Origin of the sequence: Alteromonas aestuariivivens, assembly GCF_003367475.1 — a bacterium.
Taxonomy (GTDB): Bacteria; Pseudomonadota; Gammaproteobacteria; order Enterobacterales; family Alteromonadaceae; genus Alteromonas; species Alteromonas aestuariivivens.
Genome location: NZ_QRHA01000001.1, coordinates 131,447 through 149,581 on the forward strand (window position 1 = coordinate 131,447; position 18,135 = coordinate 149,581).

Sequence of the window (18,135 nt, forward strand, 5' to 3'; positions counted from 1 at the left end):
TCTCCGCCGAGAGGAAAAATATGCAGGATTCGGTTTTCAGCAACGCTACGGTATCGGTGGATAGCCTGCCAAGCGTTGCTTCCCTGCCCATGCAAGCCGTTTCACCCCGTTATCGGTGGGTGAATATTGCCCTAGAAATCGGCCTGTACGCTATGTTGATCGTGTTGGTCAGTCTTATCCGCTGGCAGCCGTGGTGGCGGCTGCCAGAATCCTTTGTCTGGGCTTATCCCTATATGCTGGTTTGCCTTGCGATAATGTGTATTGGATTTGCTGTTTACCATTTTTACGCCGACCCGCTTGTTCGTTTTGCCTTGCGTGAAAGGGATCTGGTTTTGCAGCGGGGGCTTATTTTTACCAAACAATTGTGTCAGCCAATTCTGCGTATTCAGCATATTGAATTAAAGCGGGGGCCGATCGACCGGTTGGCAGGAATGACCCGGCTGCAGGTGTTCTCTGCTGGCGGCGCCGGTCATACCTTTGAGATCCCGGGCCTGCCTGACGGGCAGGCACGCAAACTGCGCCAGTTTATTCTTGAGCACAAGGATCAGGGTGCTCAAACAGGCCAGCTATGACAGTCTCTTCTTCCTCTTCACCAACGGGTGCTGAAGCGGTGTCTGTGGGGCCTGCCACTTCAGTGATTGCACAGTGGCAGCGGCTGTCGCCCCTGGCCATCCTTTATTTCACTGCGAGTAATATCAGAAAACTGGTTAGCTTTGCGGTGTTTATGATCCCGGCCGTAGCGGTGGGCCTGAATATCACGCGCATTGCCGAGGCACAATGGTTCTGGCCGGTTGCCCTGTGTATTGCCCTGGCCATGGCGGGTAGCGGTATTGCCAATCATCTGTTTTTCCATTTCAGAATTTCAGCGCGTCATCTTGATATTCGGGAGGGGGTGCTGCAGCGTCGTCACATCAATTTGCCCTTCTGGCGTATTCAAAGCGTTAAAATTGAGCAACCCGTATATTTCAGGTTAACCCGTTTTGTCGTCGTAATTCTGGATACCGCCGGTTCTTCGAACGAAGAGGCGAAACTGGTGGCGGTACCCAGGGATTACGCCGAGACTCTGAAACAACAGATTCTGTTTGAGAGGCAACAGCATCTTAAAGGCCAGGCCGGGGAAACGGTAACGATTGACCACGGCAACGGTGCTCCTGAAATCTGCGAGACGGTACTCAACACCCGCAGCATTAAAGATTTGGTCATTCACGGTGTCACCAATAACCGGGTTTGGATTCTGCTTGGTGCATTGGCCCCGTTTTTTGATGAAATATCTGACTTCCTGTACTTCTGGCTCGACAGTCTTGGCATTGACCTGGAGGCTCTTATCAATCAGGGGGTTCAGTCCTGGTGGCAACTGTGGTTATACGGTATGTCGCTGTTGTTGCTGGTTATGACATTTGTGGCTTTGCTTTCGGTTATTGGTTCGCTGCTGACCTATTACGGTTACACACTGAGCAAACAGCATGACCGCTATATTCGCCGAAGTGGGTTACTCAGTACGGAGGAAGTCAGTCTCAAGCTGTCACGTTTGCAGATGGTAGCAGCCAGGCAGGACTGGCTGGACAGGTTACTGCAACGGGCTAATCTGTTTTTTGAGCAAAACCTGACGGGTACGGATCCCAATCAGGAACTGATGGCGGCAAATAAACTTGTGGTGCCGTCGGTTACCAACAGTGAGGTACGGCAACTGGTGGGTGACGCCCTGCCGGGAAACAGGATGTATGACGCCGATTATCTGCCAGTGAACAAACGTTTTATTCTTCACCAGTATCTGGTGTGGCTAATGCCATTGAGTGCAGGGATGATATGCACATCCATCTGGATTGGATTGTGGCAGGGATTGGCCCTCTCTGTTGCTGTGGCCTTGATTGCCTCCTTGCTGGTTCAGTTTCGCTATCGCCGCTGGGGTGTGGCTTGGGACAACCGCTATGTGTATGTGCGAAGCGGTATTGTGGGCATCGACAGACGCTGTTTTGAGTTTTTTAAAGTTCAGCAGGTGAAAATTCACCAGAGTTACTGGATGAAGGTACGCAAGCTGGCAACCGTGAAACTGGTGTTGGCCAGTGGCAGTGTGACCATTCCGTATCTGCCAGCCGGAATCGCCTGTGAGCTGGCCGATCTCACCCTCTATCATGTCGAAAAGAGCCGCCGTTCCTGGATGTAGCTCGTGCTCCTTCAAACAGGAACGCCCTTAAGCGAGTAGCTGGTTGGACAACTGCTTGGCCGGAAGTTGTTCAAGCAGTGCTTCAATGTCTTCCAGCGGCATTGGGCGGTAAAAGTAAAACCCCTGGAATTCGTTGCAGCCCAGGTTGCGCAGAAATTCGAATTGCTGCAGCGTTTCCACACCTTCGGCAATGGTTTTCAGATTGAGGCTGGCAGCCAGACTGATAATGGTGTCACAGATTTTACCGTCTTCCCGCGAAATGGCGCAGTCTTCAACAAATGTCCGGTCAATTTTCAATACATCCACGGGCAGGGTTTTCAGGTAATTCAGTGACGAATAACCGGTTCCGAAATCGTCGATGGCAATGGAAATATTCCGCTGTTTGAGAGTGGTAAGAATCTCGATACATTTTACAATGTCGGTTACAAATACGCCTTCGGTAACTTCAAACTCCAGCCACTCACCGGGCACCTGCAGCTGGTCCAGTAACTCACTGACAAAACCATACAGCTCCCTGGACAGCAAGTGGCGGCCTGAAAGGTTAATGGCTACAGGAATAGGCTGCAGGCCTTTGTTTCGCCAGAGGGCAACCTGATGAATCACCCGGCTGATCACCAGTTTTTCCAATTCGATAATCAGGTTGGCTTCCTCGGCCACCTGAATAAACTGGCCGGGTGAAATTACCGTTCCGTCGCTGTGGTGCCAGCGTACCAGCGCTTCCAGGCTGACAATCGTACCTTTGGCATCGACTTTTGGCTGATAAACCACCACAAAGGGGGATTGTTCCTGAATGGCAATACGCAAGGCCTGCTCGTAATGAAATTGCCTGGATGCCTGATTGGCCATTTCGGGCTGGAATATTTTGACGTTGTCGCGGCCATCTTCCTTGGCAAAATACATGGCGATGTCTGCCTGCTGAATCAGATTTTCAGCCCGCAGCGTGTTATCGGTATTCAGGGCTACCCCAATACTGGTGGGAATTTTCAGTTCCCGCCCGTTTAAGAGTACTGGTGCACGCATGGCGTCCAGGATCTTGCTGGCGGTGGTCAGTACGGCCTCTTCGGTGAGATTGCCGGCCATGGAAATAACGAATTCGTCCCCGCCCCAGCGTGCAATGGTGTCTGTTGCACGGGTAACCCGCATCAGGCGGGCGGCCACCTCCAGTAACAACTCGTCGCCGGCTTTGTGACCAAGGGTATCGTTGATCTTTTTGAACCTGTCCAAATCCAGAAAGAACACGGCAACCCGCTGTCCGTCGGCACTGGAACGGTCCAGTCGCTTCTGCAGGTTTTCAAGTAGGTAGGTGCGATTGTACAAACCGGTAAGAGGGTCGCTGTAGGCAAGTTGCTTGAGCTTGTTCTGCAGTTTACGTTGCCGGGTTACGTCGCGAATGTGCAGAGTGTATTCACTCTCTGACTGCAGGCCCAGACTGGCGCCGGTGATGGCAATTTCGGCGGGAAATTCGTCGCCGGAATTGCGCTGCAGGATGATGGTATTGCGGCGATTTAGCAGCAAGCCTCTTGAGGCAGAAAACTTGTGCTCAAGACTGTGAGCGACTAGTTGCCGGTCTTCGTCAAGAATGAATAAATCAAGGAAACGTTTGCCCAGCACCTGGGTTTTGCGCAATCCGAATGTGCGCTCCGCAGCGGGGTTGAACTCGATTATTTTACCCTCAAAATCAATGGTGATGATGCTGTCCATGGCCGATTCCAGAATGGCGCTTTTGCGTTTTTCACTGGAGCGGAAATTGTCGATGGCAAAATCCCGCTCGGACATTTCATCGCGTACCCGCTGGATCACCTGATTGTACTGGCGGGCAATCTGGCCTACTTCAGTGAAGGGCTCCACCGGCACAGACAAAGAGAAATTACCGCGTTTGGCCTGAGACTGCATGGAGGACAGTAAATCCAGCAATTCGGTGGTGGCGCGATGCTCGGAAACGTTCATGCCCAGATGCTCATTGCGGGCACTGACCCTCAGGGGAAGATAACGGTTGAGTAACAGAATGGCGGCGAAACTCACACCAAAGCAATAAAGGCCAATAGTGATTACTCCAAACAGCTGGACCGCCAGTTGCTGGCCAAAAGCCAGCCCGGTTGTGAGCTTTTCGGGGGCACCAAACAGGGCTACGGCAAGGGTACCCCAAATACCAGCGAAAAGATGGGCCGGCACCACATTGAGTACATCGTCAATACGCCAGCGTTCCAGCTGCAGGCTACCGGCATACATGACCACACCACCGACAGCCCCAATCAGCGAGGCTGCAGCCGGGGATACACAATGCGCCGCTGCGGTAATGGCTACCAGGCCTGCAATTACGCCGTTGAGAATAAAAGAAACGTCGATAAAGCGTTTATGGGCGTATGACAGTGCGGATGCTGCCAACCCTCCCCATACTGCTGCCAGGCAGGTGTTCAGCAATATGCCCGGTACCTGGTCATTGAGAGTCAGAGTGCTACCGCCATTGAAACCAAACCAGCCAGCAAAAATCATTAGTGTCCCCAGCGTGGAAAGGGGCAGATTGTTTCCTACCGGAAACTGGCGTTGCTTGTTGAACCGGCCGAGTCTGGGGCCAATGACGATGGTTGCCGCCAAGGCAACCCAGCCGCCAACTGAATGCACCACCGTGGCACCGGCGAAGTCCACAAACCCTTTTGCCTCAAGCCAGCCTGGGTTGTCTGCCTGATAGATGCCGGACCAGGACCAGTGGCCAATGACGGGGTAAATCACACTGCACAACAACACAGTAACCACCAGATAGCCGGCGAAGGACATGCGTTCTGCCACAGCGCCGGACATCAAAGTAGCCGCTGTGCCACAAAACATCAGTTGAAAGAAGAAGAAAGCAATTTGCCAGGGGGATTGGTTTGCACCAAAAAGGTGCTCTGAGGTGCCAATGATTCCCCAAAGACTGTCACCAAACATGACGCCAAACCCAAACAGCCAGAACAGAACGGTGCAGACAATAAAATCGGCGAGGTTTTTGGCAGCCACATTGATGCTGTTTTTACTGCGTATTTTCCCGGTCTCCAGGCACAGAAACCCTGCCTGCATCAAAAAGACCAGTACTGAACAAATCAGAAGCCAGCCAAACTCCATCTTTCCATTTTCCTATTACTGCTGAGGAACCGCTTGATTACTAAGCAATAATTGAACCGTAATGATGAAAATGAAGAGAAAATTACTGAGTGGGCCGGATGGCCCGTCTCAAAAATTTGATACAGCGCAGCTAAGTCGAAGCCTGGCAGAGGGAATCGGCCGGAACGTGCACTGCACCGCTCATGAGAATGCGTGCGCTGCGGCTCATAATCGCTTTGCTGACCCGCCAGACACCGTTGTCTCTGCTGGCTGCGGCGCCCACTTTCAGCGTACCTGAAGGGTGTCCGAACACCACGGAATCCCGTGCACCACCGCCGGCAGCCAGGTTGACAATAGTGCCGGGAATGGCTGCTGCCACTGCGATGGCTACCGCCGCAGTACCCATCATGGCGTGATGTAACTGGCCCATTGACATGGCGCGCACGAGCAAATCGATGCTGCCTGCATCAATGGGTTTGCCGCTTGAGGATACATAGTTTTTGGGAGCAGCAACAAAAGCAACTTTTGGGGTGTGCTGCCGGTTTGCAGCCTGGGCTGCATCGGAAATCAGCCCCATTTTTACTGCACCTGCGGCTCTCAGGGCTTCCAGCGTCTTCAAGGCATCCGCGTTGCTGTTGATGTCTCCCTGTAATTCACAGCCGCTGAAGCCCAGCGCTTCGGCATCAACGAAAATTGTCGGAATGCCTGCGTTGATCAGGGTGGCATTGACAGTTCCCAGCCCTGGCACTGTCAGTGTGTCTGTCAGGTTACCTGAGGGAAAAAGCGCGCCCTCGCCGTCGGCCGGATCGATAAATTCAACCCGGATCTCGGCGGCCGGATAGGCCACACCGTCGAGTTCGAAATCTCCGCATTCCTGCACCTGTCCGTTGCAAACCGGGATCTGCACCAAAATCGCCTTGGCAATGTTCTGTTGCCATATTCTCACCGTAACGTGCCCGTTTTGCGGAACTCTGTCAGGCTCAACAAGGCCTTGGTGAATGGCGAATGCACCTACCGCAGCGGTCAGATTGCCACAGTTTCCACTCCAGTCTATCAGCGGTTTGTCGATGGCTACCTGACCGAACAGGTAGTCCACATCAAAGCCTTCACGGGCACTTTTGCTCACGATCACGGCTTTGCTGGTGCTGGAGGTAGCGCCCCCCATGCCATCGGTATGCTTGGCATAGGGGTCCGGGCTGCCGATAATGCGCAGCAACAGGGCATCTCTTGCCTTACCCTGGTATTGCGCCTGCTCAGGCAGGTCTGCAAGATTAAAGAAGACGCCTTTACTGGTGCCGCCGCGCATGTAAGTGGCGGGAATACGGATTTGGGCAGGCCAATGCATCTCTGTGACTCCTTAATGGTTAAACATGGGCTGAATCGGCTTGCAGAAAATCCTGTGCAAAGCGCTGTAACACCCCGCCAGCCTGATATATAGAGACTTCTTCAGCGGTGTCGAGCCGGCTGATAAGCGCTACCTTATCCTGGCTGCCATCGTTGCGTGTGATGACCAGTGTTACCTCTGCACCCTGGGTAAGGTTACCTGTGACATCGTAGGTTTCGGTACCATCAAGTTGCAGGGTTTTGCGGTTGGTGCCGGGTTTGAATTCCAGCGGCAATACACCCATTCCAATCAGGTTGGTGCGGTGAATTCGTTCAAATCCTTCGGCGACAATCGCTTCTACACCTGCCAGCCTGACGCCTTTGGCCGCCCAGTCACGTGATGAACCCTGGCCGTAGTCAGCCCCCGCAATGAGGATCAGCGGCTGCTTTCTTTGCATGTAGGTTTCAATTGCTTCCCACATCCGCGTGACTTTGCCTTCTGGTTCAACACGGGCCAGTGATCCCTGGCGCACCTGGCCGTCTTCCATCACCATTTCATTCAACAGTTTCGGATTGGCGAGAGTAGCCCTTTGTGCAGTGAGGTGGTCGCCACGGTGAGTGGCATAAGAGTTGAAGTCTTCTTCCGGCAGGCCCATTTTGGCCAGGTATTCACCGGCTGCGCTGGTTGGCAGAATGGCGTTGGACGGTGAAAGATGATCAGTGGTGATGTTGTCACCCAAAATGGCCAGCGGGCGCATGCCGGTAAGTGTGCGCTCGGCGGCCAAAGCACCTTCCCAGTATGGCGGCCGACGTATGTAAGTGCTCATTTCCCGCCACTGGTAGAGAGGGTTCAGGTGGGCTCCGTATTCTACCCTGAGGTCGAACATGGGGTCGTAAACCTGCCGGTATTGCTCCGGTCTGACAAAACGGGAAACACATTCGTCAATCTCTTCGTCACTGGGCCATAGGTCCTTGAGTGTTACCGGGTTGCCATTGGCATCGATGCCAAGCGGGTCTTTTTCAATGTCGAACCGGATGGTACCGGCAATGGCATAGGCAACCACCAGTGGTGGCGAGGCCAGAAATGCCTGCTTGGCGTAGGGGTGAATGCGGCCGTCAAAGTTTCGGTTGCCGGATAACACCGCCGTGGCGTAGAGGTCATTGTCGATGATTTCCTGTTGAATTTCTGGTTCCAGAGCACCGCTCATACCGTTGCAGGTGGTGCAGGCAAATGCCACCACGCCGAAGCCCAGTTTTTCCAGTTCCGGCAGCAGCCCGGATTCCTGCAGATAGAGTTTGACGGTTTTTGAGCCGGGTGCCAGCGATGTTTTTACCCAGGGCTTGCGTACAAGACCCTTGGCATTGGCGTTACGGGCCAGCAGGCCAGCGGCAATTACGTTACGTGGATTGCTGGTATTGGTACAACTGGTGATTGCCGCGATGATCACGGCGCCGTCCGGCATCCGCTCGTTGTTGATTTCAATTGGCTGGCTGATGCCTCTGGACTTCAATTCTGAAGTGGGCAGGCGGGCATGCGGGTTTGATGGCCCTGCCAGAGTGCGTACCACCTGACTGAGATCAAACTGCAGGGTGCGCTGGTACCTGGCATCTCTTAGAGTGTCGGCCCACAACCCGGTCTGTTTGGCATAGGTTTCCACAAGCTCTATCTGCTCGCTGCTGCGCCCGGTCAGTTTCAGGTAGTCGAGGGTTTGATCATCAATGTAGAACATGGCTGCCGTTGCACCGTATTCCGGGGTCATGTTGGAAATGGTGGCTCGGTCGCCAAGAGTCAGATGGGCAACCCCTGAGCCATAAAACTCAAGAAACGCCGATACCACTCTTTGCTGGCGCAGATATTCGGTCAAAGCCAGTACAATATCTGTGGCGGTGATCCCGGGTTGGGGTTTACCAATAAGTTCCACACCGACAATATCGGGCAAGCGCATGTACGATGCCCTGCCCAGCATCACGCTCTCAGCCTCCAGCCCTCCTACGCCAATGGCAATTACGCCCAGGGCATCCACATGGGGGGTGTGACTGTCTGTGCCCACCAGGGTATCCGGAAACGCCACACCATCTTTGGCATGGGCCACCGGTGACATGCGTTCAAGGTTAATCTGATGCATGATGCCGTTTCCCGGCCCTATTACATCAATGTTCCTGAATGCGGTTTTGGTCCAGTTGATAAAATGAAATCTGTCATCATTACGGCGATCTTCAATCGCACGGTTTTTCTCGAAGGCATCGGCTTCAAACCCGGCGTGCTCTACCGCCAGTGAGTGGTCAACAATCAGCTGGGTGGGTACCACAGGGTTTACTTTTGACGGATCGCCGCCCTTGGCGGCAATGGCATCTCGCAGCCCCGCTAAATCAACCAGTGCGGTCTGGCCGAGAATGTCGTGGCAAACCACGCGAGCAGGGTACCAGGGAAAATCCCGGTCCTGCCGGCCATAAGCGATTTGCTCCAGAGAGGCATGCAGTGTCTCAGGCGGGCACTTGCGCAGCAGGTTTTCGGCCAGCACCCTTGCTGTATAGGGCAGGGTACGGTAGGTATCGGGTTTGATCGCGTCTATGGCTTCGCGGGCGTCATAGTAATCCAGCCCCGTGCCGGGAAGGGGTTTGCGATAATCAAAATTCATAAGCTCTCCTGAACGGCAAAAAAACGCGTGGCGGCGGGCATTTCGCCAGCCGCTGAAGCGATTAGTCTCGTTGCGCGATAGGGGGAACGCTGCGCAGCGCTTCACCGGTATACTCCGCCGACGGGCGAATTATGCGGTTGTCAGCACGTTGTTCCATAATATGGGCAGCCCAGCCCGTCAGGCGTGACATCACAAAAATGGGGGTAAACAGTTTGGTGGGAATGCCCATGAAGTTGTAGGCCGAGGCGTGGAAAAAATCGGCATTACAGAAAAGTTTTTTCTCCCGCCACATGACTTCTTCACAGCGCACGGAAACAGGGTACAGCACCGTATCACCAGTGTCCTGCGCCAGTTTTTCTGCCCAGCCTTTAATGATGGCATTGCGAGGGTCTGATTCGGAGTAAATGGCATGCCCGAAGCCCATGATTTTCTCCTTGCGCTCCAGCATACCCAGCATCTGTTTTTCGGCATCGTCAGCGGAAGTGAATTTTTCAATCATCTCCATGGCCGCTTCGTTGGCACCACCATGCAGAGGACCGCGTAAAGAGCCAATTGCTCCGGTGACACAGGAGTGAATGTCCGACAGCGTAGAGGCGCATACCCGGGCGGTAAAGGTTGAAGCGTTAAATTCATGTTCAGCGTAGAGAATAAGAGAGACGTGCATCACCTGCTCATGCAGCGTTTTTGGGGCGCCGTCGTGCAGCATATGCAGGAAATGCCCGCCAATGGAATCATCGTGGGTTTGGGTATTGATGCGAACGCCATCGTGACTGTAGCGGTACCAGTAACAGATTATGCTTGGAAAGCACGCCAGCATGCGATCAGTGGCCTCCTGCTGCTGGCTGAAATCCTGTTCGGTTTCCAGATTGCCGAGCATGGAACAGCCGGTGCGCAATACGTCCATTGGGTGAGCAGCGGCAGGAATGCGTTCCAGCACGTCTTTGAGCGCTTGTGGCAGAGCTCTGAGGCCAATCAGTTTGGTTTTGTAATCATCCAGCTCGCGCTGGTTTGGCAGTTTGCCTTTCAGGATCAGGTAGGCCACCTCTTCGAATTGGCAATGGCTGGCGAGGTCTTTGATATCATAACCCCGGTAGGTCAGGCCTGAGCCGGATTTACCGACGGTGGACAAAGCCGTTTTTCCGGCGACCTGCCCCCTGAGGCCTGCGCCGCTGAGTTGTTTGGCCATAGTTGTTCTCCTGATTTATCTGATTGTAGGGTTCAAAGGTTGAGAGCAATGTGATTATTTGTTTTTGCCCTCGGCGAATAAGCGATCCAGTTTTTGTTCGTACTCGTGGTAGCCAAGATAATCGTAGAGCTCCATTCGGGTTTGCATCAAATCTACCACCGACTTTTGATCGCCGTCGGTCAGAATGGCGTGATAAACCGTCTCCGCGGCTTTGTTCATGGCTCTGAATGCACTGAGCGGGTAGAGCACCATGGCGGCACCCCATTCTCCCAACTGGCGGGCATTCCACAGTTCGGTTTTACCAAACTCGGTGATATTGGCCAGAATGGGGACTTTAAGGGCATCGGCAAACGCGCGGTAATGTGCTTCAGTCTGAATGGCTTCGGCAAAGATGCCATCCGCGCCCGCCTCTACGTATGCCTGAGCCCGCTCGATGGCAGCCGTAAGGCCTTCCTGGGCAAACGCGTCGGTGCGGGCCATGATGAAAAAGTCCGGGTCCGTGCGGGCATCGACGGCTGCCCGAATCCGGTCCACCATTTCGCTGGTGGAAACAATTTCCTTATTCGGGCGGTGACCACAGCGTTTTTGTGCCACTTGATCTTCCATATGCACCGCGGCTGCTCCGGCCTTTTGCATGTCTTTTATGGTTTTAGCAATGTTAAAAGCACCGCCCCAGCCAGTGTCGATGTCAACCAACAGCGGAAGGTCGCAGGCAGAGGTAATGCGCTGAACATCCACCAGTACGTCGTTAAGCGACGTCATCCCAAGATCGGGCAAGCCGTAAGACGCATTGGCAACGCCGCCGCCAGACAGGTAGATGGCGTGGTGGCCGATTTGTTTTGCCATCATGGCTGAATAGGCGTTGATGGTTCCCACGATTTGCAGTGGCTTGTGTTCGGCCAGGGCCTGGCGAAATTTCTTTCCTGCGCTCATGTTGGTTCTCTTGTCATAGGGTTGAAGGGGAAAGGCGCAACTTGTTTTCGATATTGTTCCTGGAATACAGAATGTGCCTGCGCATCAACAGTTCGGCCAGTTCCTCGTCGCGGTTGGCGATGGCCTGAACAATGTTGCGATGCTCGTCGTAGGCGGTGGTAACCCGGGGGCCAGCCATACCAAGCTGTACCCGGTACATTCTTACCAGGTGGTAGAGCCCATCAATCAATATGGAAATCAGATGTTGGTTTTTGCTGCCCAGAATAATGCGGTAGTGAAAATCCACATCTCCGGCTTCCTGGTAGTAAGTGTCACCGCTTTTTACCCGTTCGAAATGGTCATTCATCAGAATCTGCAGCTCTGCGATTTCCGCCTCAGGCATACTCCGCGCTGCCTGCCTGGCAGCCATACCTTCCAGTGCTTCCCGCACCTGGTAGAGTTCCGCAAGCCCTGACAGCGTCAGTGCAACGACCCGTGCACCCACATTGGCTTTGCGTTCAACCAGATGGCAGCTCATGAGACGATTAATGGCTTCCCGGATCACTGCCCGGCTTACGGAGTACTTTGTCGACAATTCAGTCTCGCTGAGTTTGCTGCCAGCTTCGATTACACCTTCGACGATGTCCTTTCTCAGCTGATAAAAGGTACGGTCGGCGTTGGTAATGGGCTTTTCGGAGGCCAGTTCCATGGGATCTGTTGGGTTCTTGTTTTAAGTGTCGACAATTTAGCCCTTTTGGTGATGTCATTCAAGTGTTTAATGGTGTTTTTGTCGACAAAGTGGTTGGGTTGTTAATGTTTTGTGTATTCTTGGCGTGCTCAAATACGTGTATGGATTGGCGGAATCCATTGCTACAACAATGCGTGATAACAAACAAAAAAGCGGCCTGTTTTCAGCCGCTTTACCCAGTAAATCGGGGGGTATTACATAATTTCAAAAGCCCGGATGACCCGGGAAACACCGTCCACGTTACGGGCGATGTCGACAGCTGCGGTGGCTTCCTGGTTGTTGACCCTGCCAATCAAAAACACTTCCGCATTTTGTACCACCACCGTGACCTGCAGTTTGGGAACCCGTTCATCCACAACCAGCTGGGTGCGAACTTTCGAAGCCAGCCAGATGTCATTAGCCTGGTCGGTGGCATCTATCGGCGTGCCCAAACGGATTTGGTTGTGAATCTTTTTGATGTAGCCGATTTTCTGTGCACCAGCCACGGCCTCGTTGATCAGCGTCTGGTTCGGTGCCTGCCCGGTGAGCAGGGCAATACCGTTATAAACGTCAACCTGCAGGTTAGCGTGCTGCTTCAGTGCCTCGCTTTTTGACCACTGGTATGCGACCTGGGTTTCAGCGTTCTGATCATCCAGCTGAACACCAACAGTGCGACGATCTTTGGCAACCTTGGCAGTTACCGCACCGGCCGCCCCAACCGCAACAACGGCACAGCCCTGAAGTTGGGTGAGGGCAAACAAGGCCAAAAAGCAGGCAGTTAACCTTGTTATATTCATACTAGTGCTCATCTCCGTGTTCGGCGGGGAACAGGCTGTCATCAATGCATTCACATAAGTTATGTATTACCAGCAGGTGTACCTCCTGGATACGTGCGGTGCGGTTGGATGGCACCCGGATTTCCACGTCATGCTCACTCAAAAATCCGGCCATTTCGCCACCGTCCTTGCCGGTCAATGCAACTATGGTCATGTCGCGCGACAGGGCCGCTTCCATGGCAGCGATCACATTTCTGGAATTACCGCTGGTGGAAATGGCCAGCAGGATGTCCCCGGGTTGCCCCAGTGCCCGTACCTGTTTGGCAAAAATTTCATCGTAGCTGTAATCGTTGGCAATGGAAGTGAGGGTAGAGGTATCAGTACTCAGTGCGATGGCAGGCAAGCTGGGGCGATCACGCTCATAACGGTTGAGCATTTCAGAGGAAAAATGCTGGGCGTCGCCTGCCGAGCCGCCGTTACCGCAACTGAGGATCTTGTTGCCACGGATCAGGGCTTCCACCATCATGGAAGCGGCTTTTTCTATCGCCTCGGGAAGAATTTCGGAAGCGGCAATTTTGGTTTGGATGCTTTCGGTGAAATTCGCTTTAATTTTATCAATCATATTTATCACTATATTGTCGCGGGCAAGGCGTTAATCAACGCATTTTAGCCATTGCAGGGCAGAACCGTCCAATGCTACCACATCTATGCGCATGGGGGTGGTCACGGGGCTAAGACCCTTACCAATGACAAATTGTTCAAATGCCATTCGGAGTTTGCTGAGTTTGGCGGGCGTTACGGTATCCAGTGCACCGCCATACTGATTTGCACTGCGGTATTTTACTTCAACACACACCCATGTGTCGCCCTCCCGCATGATCAAATCTATCTCGCCGTAACGGGTGTGAAAATTGGTTTGTACCAGTGTCAGCCCCTGCTGCTGAAGATAAAGGCAGGCGTCCGATTCCTTTTGTGCACCAATGGCCCGTGACATGATTCAGTCAGCCAGCAACTTGACTCGTTCGTTGTCAACCACCGCCTGTGGCAGTGTGCGCACAATTTCCCGTTCGCCGTTCATGGCGAGCTGCCCGGTAAGCCCGTTAACGGATACCTGAGGTAACAATGCCAGGTTTGGAAGGTAGGGCAGCAACTGGTAGGCGTCTACACCAAACGCAAACAGGCGTGACATGGACGTGCTGCGCTGCGGCCACAGCGTTTGGGTTTGGGCTTTCAGCTCAGGCCAGGGGGTGTCAGGAAGCATCCATGGCATATCCAGAAAACGCACATTCTGCAGGTCCCGCCACTGGTTTTTGCCGCGGTTATATTCCATGCTTCTTGAGGTGGCGAACACGGGAACGGTTTTGTCACCAAACGGTGACAAACTGGCTTCTATCATCGGGTTAAGCAGTTCAGTCTGTTCCGGAGATGCGAATACGACAATGGCGTCTACGTCCCGACGGTTGCGGGGAACGTTGTATAATTCCTCGTTTACCATGTATCGGATTTGGTCAATACGCTGTTTGCTTTGGGCAACATCCAACGCCGCCGTGATCCCCTGGCGCAGGGAATTGCTGTCAGTAAAGGTTACCTTGGTCAGAGGACGGAGATTGGAAACCTCGTTGTGTAACTGTTGCCAGCGTAGTTCAAAGGCTTCCAGCATACGTTGCTGTGTGGCGCTCTCTGCTGAAACAACGACGGGTGTACGGTAGCCGTGCTGAAAAATATGTTCCGCCAGCTGATGGGCTTCGTCTTCCGGCGCCAGGGCAAAATAGGCGTTATGGTCCGGTAAAGGGTTCTCCTGGGGCGTGGTATCGGCCAGTGGAGAAAGGCGGTTCAGTGCCAAAAGATTCACGTGTGTGGGTAAAACCTTCATTAGCCCGTCAACGGTTTCCTTGAGCAACGGGCCTATTACCCACTGGGTTTCGCCGATGTCTTCAACCAGTTGCTGCGGAGTTTTGTCCAGGGTATCTATGAATCGAAGCCTGGTTTGATTGCGCAGCGCGTTCCCTTTGGCCTGTTGTTCAAAATAGGCGGCCAGAATGCCCTCTTTTATGGTGCCTCCGGTGCTGGCGTAGCGACCACTCAATGGCAGCAATACAGCGACTTCTTCCAAACGCGGAGGAGACATTTCGAGCAGTTGGGTAATTTCCTGCGGCCAGTATTCCACGATAGGGTGCCCACGGTAGACCTGTTGAAACTGATCAACGGCCCGGCGAAGACGATTGCGGTGAAGACCTTCTGTTTTGAGTAATTCCTGCAATGCCAGATAGGGCCGGATGGCGGTATAGTCAGATTGGGACAAATCTGTGGTTGAGGGGGACGCCTGATTCACCCATTGCCATATCTGTCTTACGGTTTGTTCTGAAGGCTCAGCGCCTTGAGCCAGGGCATTTGCGGCAGCCAGCCATTGATTCTTGCGGGCAAATAAATCAGATTGTAACAACAGCTGCTGGCGTCGGACCTCGGGTTGGAAGGAAAGTGACTGTACCAGCGGTAACAGGGTTTCTGCGTCTGCTTCATTCTGGTAAATACGTGCGATCATGAGATTCGCCTGCTGAGCAATCCCATCCGAACCGGGGTTCTGATGAATGGCTTTAAGCAGCACCTGTGCCTTGGCGGGTTGTTGCTGATCAATGTACCCTTCGGCAGCAAGCAGCAGCGTTTTGTTGCGGGAGACAAGGTCCTGATTGATCCGCCAGTCACGACGGGCCTGTTCTATCAGATGCTCCGGCGTATCCGGTGTCTGTGTTTCCAAAACCGGCACATCCGGCAAAGCTGGTTCGGGTTGTGAGATAGTTACCGGGCGACTGCTGCAGGCCGCCAGGGCCAGCGCTGCGGCAGATAGTGTGATTGGTTTACTGAATAGAAATAATCGCGCCAGACTCACAAATGCTTCCTTATACTCGGGTTCGCAGCCAAGTTTAACCAAACCGCGGGGAAAATCTACGTTAGTGACAATAAACTGTGCCTAAGCCGTGCTACACTGCGAATATTTCAAGATTGAACTGACAACTCCATGTCTGATACGGCAACTCTCTTTATTGTACCTACCCCTATCGGTAATTTGCAGGATATCTCCGAACGTGCCCTGGCAACATTGAGCCAGGTGAATTGGATAGCAGCAGAAGATACCCGGCATACACAAAGGTTACTGCAGCATTTTGCTATTCAGACCCGCACCCTGTCGCTGCACGAGCATAACGAAGATAAACGCACGGCTATGTTGTGCCATCGCCTCAAAGATGGTGAATCTGTGGCGCTGGTGAGTGATGCAGGCACTCCTCTGATAAGTGATCCTGGATTTGTGCTGGTCAGGCGTTGCAGGGAAGAGGGGATCCCCGTTGTGGCCTTACCAGGTCCATGTGCCGCTATCACGGCATTGAGTGCCAGCGGGCTGCCAACCGACCGCTTCATTTTCGAAGGCTTTCTGCCGGTGAAAAGTCAGGCCCGAACCAACCTGTTGCAGTCGCTGTCAGATCGCACCTGCACCAGCGTTTTTTACGAAGCACCCCGACGGATTCTGGAAACCCTGCAGGATGTCCAGCGGGTATTGGGCGAACGGCATATAGTTGTGGCCAAGGAACTGACCAAAACCTTTGAAACCTATATTGATGGTACGCCAGCGCAGGCCATTGACTGGTTGCAACAGGACCCTGCGCACCAAAAAGGTGAATTTGTTTTGATTATTGGCGGTGCGGATTTGGCTGAATCGGAAATTTCCGCAGATGCAGAGCTTCTGCTCAGGGACCTGTGCGAAGTTCTGCCGCTTAAAAAGGCCGCTGCCATAGTGGCGAAACATCACAATCTGAAAAAAAACACACTTTATCAATTCGGCCTCACATTTGCAGGGGAAGACTGAAGCAGACTTCCTACGGTGAGGGGCTAAGTGAACGGTTCAATTCTGCGTATCGACATACCCAGGGGCACCTGGATGGTGGATGTTTACAAAGAAAGTAACGACAATGGCGTTTATGAGCTGGTCTACCCGGTGAAGGAGGCTTCCATCAGCCTGCAGAAAGATCACCTCTATGGTTTTGACTATAACATTGCCGCACCGAAGCAGACGCCATTCAAATTGTTTCTGGACGATGAAGTGCTGGTGGAAGGCAAGGTTGGTGAAAGTGGTTATGTAAGGGGAAGTGGAGTGTTGTAGCCGCCCTGTCGAGCGGCTGCAAACAGCTGTTGGTACGGCTGTCAGGATAGGCGTGACTTGAAGTCCTCGTAGCAGAACGTACGCACCACATCCAGACGGTCGTCCGGGCGTAGAATGGCAATAGCTGGGTGCACAACACCGTTGAAAAACGTGGTTTTTACCATGGTGTAGTGCATCATGTCCTCAAACTGCAACCGATCGCCAATTGCCAGTGGCTGGTCGAAGGAATAGGTATCAATGACATCACCGGCAAGGCACGAATTGCCGCCCAGTTTGTAGTCGTAGCCTTTTTCTCCCGCCATGCCAGCACCTCGCACCGTGGGGCGATAGGGCATTTCCAGCACGTCCGGCATGTGCGCGGTGGCGGATATGTCCAGAATGGCAATGTTGCCTTCGTTCTCAACAATGTCGACCACTTCCGCAATCAGCGGGCCGGTCTGCCAGGCTACGGCTGAGCCCGGTTCCAGAATCACATCCAGATGTGGATATCGTGCTTTAAAGTCTTTCAGTGTTGCAATGAGGTGTTCAACATCATAGCCGGAGCGGGTCATCAGGTGCCCGCCTCCCAGATTCAGCCACTTCAACTGCCCCAGCCATTTGCCGAAGCGGGCTTCGATGGCTTTCAGTGTGCGCTCAGTAGCAAACGAATCGCATTCACACAGGTTATGGCAATGGAAGCCTTCAATACCACTCAGGTCAACGCCCTCCAGCTGAGCGGCGCGGATACCCAGACGTGAGCCCGGGGCGGCCGGGTCATACAGCGGTGTTTCCGCTTCCTGGTGCTCCGGGTTAACCCGCAAGCCCAGAGAAACTCCCGGCAGGTCATGTTTGTATGCCTGCCACTGGCCGAGACTGTTGAAGGATAGGTGGTTAACCAGCTGCTTCAGTTCAGCGATGTCTGAGCGCTTGTAGGCCGGTGCGTATGCGTGGACTTCCTTGCCCATTTCCGAAGCCAGTTTGGCTTCCCACACAGAACTGGCGGTTGCGCCGTGCAGGTAAGGCTTGATGATGTCGAAGCTTGACCACATGGAAAAGCCCTTGAGCGCCAGAATGATGCGTACGCCGGATTCATCCTGCACCCGTTTCATTAATTCCAGGTTGTTGCGTAGCTTCTGTTCTTCAAGCACATAGCAGGGCGACGGCAGGTCGCCCCTTTGAGTTAGGTCCGTCAACGCTG

15 protein-coding genes are annotated in these 18,135 nt (G+C 53.4%); 4 read left to right on the forward strand and 11 right to left on the reverse strand.

The features are described 5' to 3' along the window. The first annotated feature begins 20 nt into the window (after nt 1–20). Together DXV75_RS00530 and DXV75_RS00535 are read left to right on the forward strand one after the other, a co-directional pair. Nucleotides 21–572 (forward strand): PH domain-containing protein, encoded by a 552-nt coding sequence (locus DXV75_RS00530; protein ID WP_115591279.1) that lies wholly within the window; start codon nt 21–23, stop codon nt 570–572. Next, nucleotides 569–2,164 (forward strand): PH domain-containing protein, encoded by a 1,596-nt coding sequence (locus DXV75_RS00535; protein ID WP_115591280.1) that lies wholly within the window; start codon nt 569–571, stop codon nt 2,162–2,164. The genes DXV75_RS00530 and DXV75_RS00535 overlap by 4 nt, the downstream gene beginning before the upstream one ends. A gap of 27 nt (nt 2,165–2,191) precedes the next feature. On the opposite strand, the gene amt is transcribed toward DXV75_RS00535, so the two are convergent. The 10 genes from amt to DXV75_RS00585 form a co-directional block, all read right to left on the reverse strand. Beyond that, nucleotides 2,192–5,263: an ammonium transporter gene (amt, locus tag DXV75_RS00540; RefSeq protein WP_115591281.1), complete on the reverse strand. Its 3,072-nt coding sequence runs from the start codon at nt 5,261–5,263 to the stop codon at nt 2,192–2,194. 130 nt (nt 5,264–5,393) lie between these two features. Continuing rightward, a complete protein-coding gene (gene prpF / locus DXV75_RS00545) occupies nt 5,394–6,587 on the reverse strand; it encodes a 2-methylaconitate cis-trans isomerase PrpF (RefSeq protein ID WP_115591282.1) in 1,194 nt (397 codons plus the stop codon). A 19-nt stretch (nt 6,588–6,606) separates the two neighbouring features. Then, nucleotides 6,607–9,204, reverse strand: coding sequence for a Fe/S-dependent 2-methylisocitrate dehydratase AcnD (acnD, locus tag DXV75_RS00550; protein WP_115591283.1), 2,598 nt, complete (start codon nt 9,202–9,204; stop codon nt 6,607–6,609). A gap of 61 nt (nt 9,205–9,265) precedes the next feature. Beyond that, nucleotides 9,266–10,390 carry a bifunctional 2-methylcitrate synthase/citrate synthase gene (prpC, locus tag DXV75_RS00555; RefSeq protein ID WP_115591284.1) on the reverse strand — a complete coding sequence of 375 codons (1,125 nt, stop codon included), beginning with the start codon at nt 10,388–10,390 and terminating at the stop codon, nt 9,266–9,268. Between the two features lie 54 nt (nt 10,391–10,444). Beyond that, complete coding sequence (gene prpB, locus DXV75_RS00560; RefSeq protein WP_115591285.1) at nt 10,445–11,323, reverse strand: methylisocitrate lyase; 879 nt, start codon at nt 11,321–11,323, stop codon at nt 10,445–10,447. A 13-nt stretch (nt 11,324–11,336) separates the two neighbouring features. Continuing rightward, entirely contained in the window at nt 11,337–12,011 is a 675-nt protein-coding gene (locus DXV75_RS00565) for a GntR family transcriptional regulator (RefSeq protein ID WP_115591286.1), read from the reverse strand. 233 nt (nt 12,012–12,244) lie between these two features. Continuing rightward, nucleotides 12,245–12,826: a BON domain-containing protein gene (locus tag DXV75_RS00570; RefSeq protein WP_115591287.1), complete on the reverse strand. Its 582-nt coding sequence runs from the start codon at nt 12,824–12,826 to the stop codon at nt 12,245–12,247. Nucleotide 12,827: 1 nt separating this feature from the next. Continuing rightward, a complete protein-coding gene (locus DXV75_RS00575) occupies nt 12,828–13,427 on the reverse strand; it encodes a phosphoheptose isomerase (protein ID WP_115591288.1) in 600 nt (199 codons plus the stop codon). Nucleotides 13,428–13,457: 30 nt separating this feature from the next. Then, nucleotides 13,458–13,799, reverse strand: a complete 342-nt coding sequence (locus DXV75_RS00580; RefSeq protein WP_115591289.1) for a YraN family protein — start codon at nt 13,797–13,799, stop codon at nt 13,458–13,460. Nucleotides 13,800–13,802: 3 nt separating this feature from the next. Continuing rightward, the gene (locus DXV75_RS00585; protein ID WP_181898312.1) at nt 13,803–15,692 is read right to left on the reverse strand and encodes a penicillin-binding protein activator; all 1,890 of its coding nucleotides are present in this window, start codon (nt 15,690–15,692) and stop codon (nt 13,803–13,805) included. Nucleotides 15,693–15,821: 129 nt separating this feature from the next. Here DXV75_RS00585 and rsmI point away from each other — a divergent pair, with 129 nt between their 5' ends. Together rsmI and DXV75_RS00595 are read left to right on the forward strand one after the other, a co-directional pair. Then, nucleotides 15,822–16,664: a 16S rRNA (cytidine(1402)-2'-O)-methyltransferase gene (gene rsmI / locus DXV75_RS00590; protein ID WP_115591291.1), complete on the forward strand. Its 843-nt coding sequence runs from the start codon at nt 15,822–15,824 to the stop codon at nt 16,662–16,664. A 27-nt stretch (nt 16,665–16,691) separates the two neighbouring features. After that, nucleotides 16,692–16,958 (forward strand): hypothetical protein, encoded by a 267-nt coding sequence (locus DXV75_RS00595; protein ID WP_147291777.1) that lies wholly within the window; start codon nt 16,692–16,694, stop codon nt 16,956–16,958. 41 nt (nt 16,959–16,999) lie between these two features. Here the strand turns inward: DXV75_RS00595 and nspC are convergent, their stop codons facing one another. Next, complete coding sequence (nspC, locus tag DXV75_RS00600; RefSeq protein ID WP_115591293.1) at nt 17,000–18,130, reverse strand: carboxynorspermidine decarboxylase; 1,131 nt, start codon at nt 18,128–18,130, stop codon at nt 17,000–17,002. Nucleotides 18,131–18,135 lie beyond the last annotated feature (5 nt).

Coding starts and splice junctions, on each gene's coding strand:
- DXV75_RS00530 (WP_115591279.1), top strand. CDS start 21: ATGCAGGATTCGGTTTTCAGCAACGCTACGGTATCGGTGGATAGCCTG.
- DXV75_RS00535 (WP_115591280.1), top strand. CDS start 569: ATGACAGTCTCTTCTTCCTCTTCACCAACGGGTGCTGAAGCGGTGTCT.
- amt (WP_115591281.1), bottom strand. CDS start 5,263: ATGGAGTTTGGCTGGCTTCTGATTTGTTCAGTACTGGTCTTTTTGATG.
- prpF (WP_115591282.1), bottom strand. CDS start 6,587: ATGCATTGGCCTGCCCAAATCCGTATTCCCGCCACTTACATGCGCGGC.
- acnD (WP_115591283.1), bottom strand. CDS start 9,204: ATGAATTTTGATTATCGCAAACCCCTTCCCGGCACGGGGCTGGATTAC.
- prpC (WP_115591284.1), bottom strand. CDS start 10,390: ATGGCCAAACAACTCAGCGGCGCAGGCCTCAGGGGGCAGGTCGCCGGA.
- prpB (WP_115591285.1), bottom strand. CDS start 11,323: ATGAGCGCAGGAAAGAAATTTCGCCAGGCCCTGGCCGAACACAAGCCA.
- DXV75_RS00565 (WP_115591286.1), bottom strand. CDS start 12,011: ATGGAACTGGCCTCCGAAAAGCCCATTACCAACGCCGACCGTACCTTT.
- DXV75_RS00570 (WP_115591287.1), bottom strand. CDS start 12,826: ATGAATATAACAAGGTTAACTGCCTGCTTTTTGGCCTTGTTTGCCCTC.
- DXV75_RS00575 (WP_115591288.1), bottom strand. CDS start 13,427: ATGATTGATAAAATTAAAGCGAATTTCACCGAAAGCATCCAAACCAAA.
- DXV75_RS00580 (WP_115591289.1), bottom strand. CDS start 13,799: ATGTCACGGGCCATTGGTGCACAAAAGGAATCGGACGCCTGCCTTTAT.
- rsmI (WP_115591291.1), top strand. CDS start 15,822: ATGTCTGATACGGCAACTCTCTTTATTGTACCTACCCCTATCGGTAAT.